Source organism: Streptomyces capoamus (assembly GCF_014654935.1).
GTDB lineage: Bacteria > Actinomycetota > Actinomycetes > Streptomycetales > Streptomycetaceae > Streptomyces > Streptomyces capoamus.
Map to the genome: position 1 here is coordinate 63,994 of NZ_BNBF01000019.1, position 4,601 is coordinate 68,594.

Sequence of the window (4,601 nt, forward strand, 5' to 3'; positions counted from 1 at the left end):
CGGGTCACCAGGCGGGTGGTGGCGCTCTGGCTGAGCACGACCGCGTCGGCGACCTGCTTCATCTGCAGATGGCCGCCCTCGCCGTCGTGCTGCCTGCTGAGCACGTCCAGCAAGGAGTACTCGCGCACGCTCAGGTCGTGCTTGGCCTGCAGCGCGCGCTCGATGTGCGTCTCGATCCTTCCGTGCAGCGCAGAAAGGGCGCACCAGCCCTGGGCGAGAGCGGTGAGCGCGGGGTCCGTCGCTGTCATGGGGGTCTCCTCCGTCCCGAGCGGCTGCGCTTCCAGGATAGAACACCACCGCAATAGTCGGCGCTTGCATTTAGCCCGCGTCTGCAACTATTGTGAACGAACGCAAAGCGCTCGTGCAATCGTTTGGGAAGGTGTACCCCTCATGCCTCTCGCGCTTCTGGCCCTCGCGATCGGGGCCTTCGGAATCGGAACGACCGAGTTCGTGATCATGGGCTTGCTGCCCGAGGTCGCGGGCGACTTCGGGGTCTCCATCCCCACGGCGGGCCTGCTCGTGACCGGCTACGCGCTCGGCGTGGTCATCGGCGCCCCGCTGATGACCGTGCTCGGCACCAAGGTCCCGCGCAAGCGGATGCTGATGCTCCTGATGGGCCTGTTCATCGTCGGGAACCTCGTGTCGGCCGTGGCCCCGGCCTTCGCGGTCATGCTGATCGGACGAGTGATCGCCTCGCTCGCGCACGGTGCCTTCTTCGGCATCGGCTCCGTCGTCGCGGCCGAACTGGTCGCGCCGGAGAAGAAGGCCGGCGCCATCGCCATGATGTTCACCGGTCTGACCATCGCCAATGTCGTCGGCGTCCCGCTGGGTACGTTCGTCGGACAGAGCGCCGGCTGGCGTGTCACCTTCGCCGTCGTCGCCGCCCTCGGTGTCATCGGACTCGCCGGTATCGCCAAGCTCGTGCCCGACCTGCCGCGGCCGGAAGGCGTCCACCTGCGGCACGAGCTGGCCGCCTTCAAGAACGCCCAGGTGCTGCTCGCCATGGCGATGACCGTCCTCGGCTTCGGCGGTGTCTTCGCGGCCATCACCTACATCGCGCCGATGATGACCCACATCGCCGGGTTCGCCGACGGTTCGGTCACCTGGCTGCTGGTCCTGTTCGGCCTCGGCATGGTGGGCGGCAACCTCGTCGGCGGAAAGTTCGCCGACCGCGCCCTGATGCCGATGCTGTACGTGTCCCTGGGCGCCCTGGCCGTCGTCCTGGCCCTCTTCACGCTCACCGCCCACAACAAGGTCGCCGCAGCGGTGACGATCGCGCTGATCGGCGCCCTGGGCTTCGCCACCGTGCCCCCGCTGCAGAAGCGCGTCCTCGACCAGGCGCACGGCGCTCCGACGCTCGCCTCGGCCGTGAACATCGGCGCCTTCAACCTGGGCAACGCCCTGTCCGCCTGGCTCGGCGGCCTGGTGATCGCGGCCGGCCTCGGCTACACGTCCCCGAACTGGGTCGGCGCCGCTCTCGCCGCCGCCGCGCTGGTCCTCGCCTTCCTCTCGGCCGCCCTGGAGCGCCGTGACGGTGCGCCCCGCACCGCGGTCGCCTCCGGAACAGCGGCGAAGCAGCGCACCCCCGTCCACCACTGAGCGGACCCCCTGCCACCCGCCCCGCACAGACATCCGTACCGGGCCCTCCCGTCACGGAAAGCACCCATCCACAGCACCATGCAAGGAGACAGCTCCATGAGCACCACCGCCGTCACCCCGCTCACCACCGAGGATGCCGAGCTTCTCGTCGCCACGGCACGCCGGGCGGCCGAGGAGGCCGGAGTCACCGTCAGCGTCACCGTCCTGGACGCCGGCGGCCACCTGCTCGCCTTCCGCCGGGACGACCGGGCGGTGCTGATCTCCGGCGAGACCAGCACCCGCAAGGCCTACACGGCCCTCCAACTGAACGCCCCGACCGCCGACCTCGTCGACGCCGTTCAGCCCGGCGGCCTCTTCCACACGCTGCCCACGGCCCTGGACCGCCCCCTGCTGTTCATCGCGGGCGGGATCCCGGTCCACCGGCAGGGCCGGCTGATCGGTGCCATCGGCGTCGGTGGCGGTGCGCCGGAGCAGGACCACGGCTTCGCCACGGCGGCAGTGCAGGCGCTCGCCTGACCCGCAGCCCGGACTTCATGACGCCGGCCCCGTCGCTTCGAGCGGCGGGGCCGGATGCGTATCGCGGCTTCAGCCCGCGGCGACCGTGAGCGGCGCGAACCGCCGGGTCCAGTCGCCCGGCAGATCCGTGATGCCGTAGGTCATGACCTCGTTGAAGGCGACGGAAGCGAGCCCCCGCTCCTTCGCCCAGGCCAGCAGTTCCTCATGGCGCACATCGATGTCGGTGCGCAGGGGACGTTCCGTGCGCACCGCGAGCGAGGCGATGAGCGCCCTGGCGGTCTCCGTGTCCCGGGCGATCAGCGGCCCGACCACATGGGTGTCCATATTGGGCCAGGCGGCCGTGTAGCCGATGAGCCGGCCGTTCTCCTCGGCCACCCGCAGCTGATCGGCGAAGGCGGGCAACCGGGTGATGAGGGGCGTGCGGTCGGTGCCGAACACCTCCTCGTCGAGGCGCAGGATCGCGGGCAGATCCTCAGCGGTGGCAGCACGTGTGGCGACGGAGGATTCCGGTCCGCCGGGCGTGAAGCGGCCCATCAGCATCTCCGCCCGGCCTGTCACCTTGAAGCCCAGCTCCTCGTAGAGGGGCCGGCCGTACGGCGTGGCGTGCAGGGTCAGCGGGGTGGTCCCCATGACGGACAGGACATGGCGCATCAGGCGGCGCCCGACGCCCTGGCGGGCGTGCCGTCCGGCCACCAGGACCATGCCGATCGCGCCGAGATCTGGCTGCTGCCACGCGCCGTACTCCGTCACCACACACGCGGCGACGAGACCGCCCTCGGGATCGTCGATGCCGAAGCCCTTCCCGGCCGAGAGGAGGAGGCCCCACTTGTGTTCCTCACGTGGCCACCCCCGGTCTTCGGACAGGTCGGCGCACGCGCTGAGATCGCGAAGCGTCAGGCGGCGGATGGGCAGAGCGGCGAGGGAAGGAGTTGGCACGCAGGTCAGGCTGTCCGACCGGCACCCCCGTCGTCCACCCGTTTCGATACGGACGCACGTGCTTTTGGCCATCTCATGGCCGCGCGGACAGCCCCTGTACAGCTGTGGGAGTTTCACGTGAAACATCGGGTGCCGACTAGCCTCGGCCCATGCCGAGACTTCATCTGTTCGACCTCGACGGCACGTTGCTGCACGGCACCAGCGCGCCGGTGGAGATTTCCCGCCAGCTGGGGCTGGAGGCCGAAACCGTGGCACTGGACCGCGCGATCGCCGAGGGGCGGATCGGACCGCCGGAGTACGCGGCCCAGGTGTACGACCTGTGGGCCGGGCTGACCGAGGCGCATGTGCGGGCCGCGTTCGAGGCGGCTCCCTGGCTGGCCCGGATCCGCGAGGTGTGGGCGGAGATCCGCAGCGCGGGCGAGTACTGCGCCGTGGTGTCCCTCTCGCCCTCCTTCTTCGTGGAGCTCCTGCTCGACTGGGGCGCCCACGCGGCGCACGGTTCCCGATTTCCGGCCGTACCGTTCACCCAGCCCGTCGACCCGTCCGGGGCGCTCAGCGCCGCGGCCAAGGTGACCGTCGCGGACCGGCTCTGCACGGAGTTCGGCGTGACCCGGGCCGACTGTGTGGCGTACGGCGACTCGCAGTCGGACAGGGAACTGTTCGCTGCCGTACCGGTCTCCGTGGCGGTCAACGCCGATGCCCACCTGACCGGACTCGCGACCCACTCCTACACGGGACGCGACCTGTGGGACGCCTATGAGCTGGTCGGCCCGGCCCGCTAGCTGACGGAGGGCGCGGTACGGCGTGAGGCCGGCTCACCTGCCCGAGCAGGCCACGCCTCCGTCCCCGCCTGAGGCGTGGACCTCGCTATCCGAGGTCGGGAGCGTGCATCGCGCGTACCCCTTCGATGTTCCCGTCGAGATAGTGGCGCAGGGAGAGCGGAACCAGATGGACGGAGGCGATGCCGACGCGGGTGAACGGGACACGGACGATCTCGTACTCACCGGCCGGCTCGTCCACCTCGGGACCGTGGCGCAAGGACGGGTCCATGGACTCCAGCCGGCAGACGAAGAAGTGCTGCACCTTCACCCCGGTCGCGCCGCCGTCGTCACCGATGTGCTCCACCGTGTCCACGAAGCACGGCACCACATCGGTGATCTTCGCGCCGAGTTCCTCGTAGACCTCCCGGTGCAAGGCGTGCACGACGGTCGAGTCCTCGGGCTCTACTCCACCACCCGGAGTGACCCAGTAGGGATCGACACCGGGCTTGGTGCGCTTGATCAAGATCAGGTCGTCACCGTCCAGGAGAACAGCACGGGCGGTGCGCTTGACCACGGGTCGGACGGTCATGGGAGAAATGTGGCCCGGCTGGTTCCACGTGAAACATCGCAAAGCGCCACGACCCGACCGCAGCGCGTACCCGTCGGCGTGGATGCCGGCGCCAGTCCGGATCGGATACCGGTCGGAAATCTCCGCCGCCGCTGTGACTGGACATTGACACAGAGTCAACTAACCTTGTCAGCCCGGCGGTTCCTCCGCGGCAGCCGCGG

The 4,601-nt window shown here is 69.9% G+C and carries 5 protein-coding genes and 1 pseudogene; 3 read left to right on the top strand and 3 right to left on the bottom strand.

Features of this window, described 5'->3' with window-relative positions:
- Window positions 1-248 (bottom strand): annotated as a pseudogene (locus IE312_RS41970) (MarR family transcriptional regulator); the annotation flags it as partial.
- Between the two features lie 142 nt (window positions 249-390).
- Here IE312_RS41970 and IE312_RS26760 point away from each other — a divergent pair.
- The gene (locus IE312_RS26760; RefSeq protein ID WP_189984885.1) at window positions 391-1,599 is read left to right on the top strand and encodes an MFS transporter; all 1,209 of its coding nucleotides are present in this window, start codon (window positions 391-393) and stop codon (window positions 1,597-1,599) included.
- A 96-nt stretch (window positions 1,600-1,695) separates the two neighbouring features.
- On the top strand, window positions 1,696-2,115 hold the full coding sequence (locus IE312_RS26765) for a GlcG/HbpS family heme-binding protein (RefSeq protein WP_189984886.1): 420 nt from the start codon (window positions 1,696-1,698) through the stop codon (window positions 2,113-2,115).
- A 69-nt stretch (window positions 2,116-2,184) separates the two neighbouring features.
- Here the strand turns inward: IE312_RS26765 and IE312_RS26770 are convergent, their stop codons facing one another.
- A complete protein-coding gene (locus tag IE312_RS26770; protein WP_189984887.1) occupies window positions 2,185-3,051 on the bottom strand; it encodes a GNAT family N-acetyltransferase in 867 nt (288 codons plus the stop codon).
- A 149-nt stretch (window positions 3,052-3,200) separates the two neighbouring features.
- Between IE312_RS26770 and IE312_RS26775 the strand changes: the two genes are divergently transcribed.
- A complete protein-coding gene (locus IE312_RS26775) occupies window positions 3,201-3,833 on the top strand; it encodes an HAD family hydrolase (protein ID WP_189984888.1) in 633 nt (210 codons plus the stop codon).
- 85 nt (window positions 3,834-3,918) lie between these two features.
- On the opposite strand, the gene IE312_RS26780 is transcribed toward IE312_RS26775, so the two are convergent.
- Window positions 3,919-4,401, bottom strand: a complete 483-nt coding sequence (locus IE312_RS26780) for an NUDIX domain-containing protein (protein ID WP_189984889.1) — start codon at window positions 4,399-4,401, stop codon at window positions 3,919-3,921.
- Window positions 4,402-4,601 lie beyond the last annotated feature (200 nt).

Excerpts from the sequence above, each read along its gene's own strand:
- IE312_RS26760 (WP_189984885.1), top strand. The coding sequence starts at position 391 with ATGCCTCTCGCGCTTCTGGCCCTCGCGATCGGGGCCTTCGGAATCGGA.
- IE312_RS26765 (WP_189984886.1), top strand. The coding sequence starts at position 1,696 with ATGAGCACCACCGCCGTCACCCCGCTCACCACCGAGGATGCCGAGCTT.
- IE312_RS26775 (WP_189984888.1), top strand. The coding sequence starts at position 3,201 with ATGCCGAGACTTCATCTGTTCGACCTCGACGGCACGTTGCTGCACGGC.
- IE312_RS26780 (WP_189984889.1), bottom strand. The coding sequence starts at position 4,401 with ATGACCGTCCGACCCGTGGTCAAGCGCACCGCCCGTGCTGTTCTCCTG.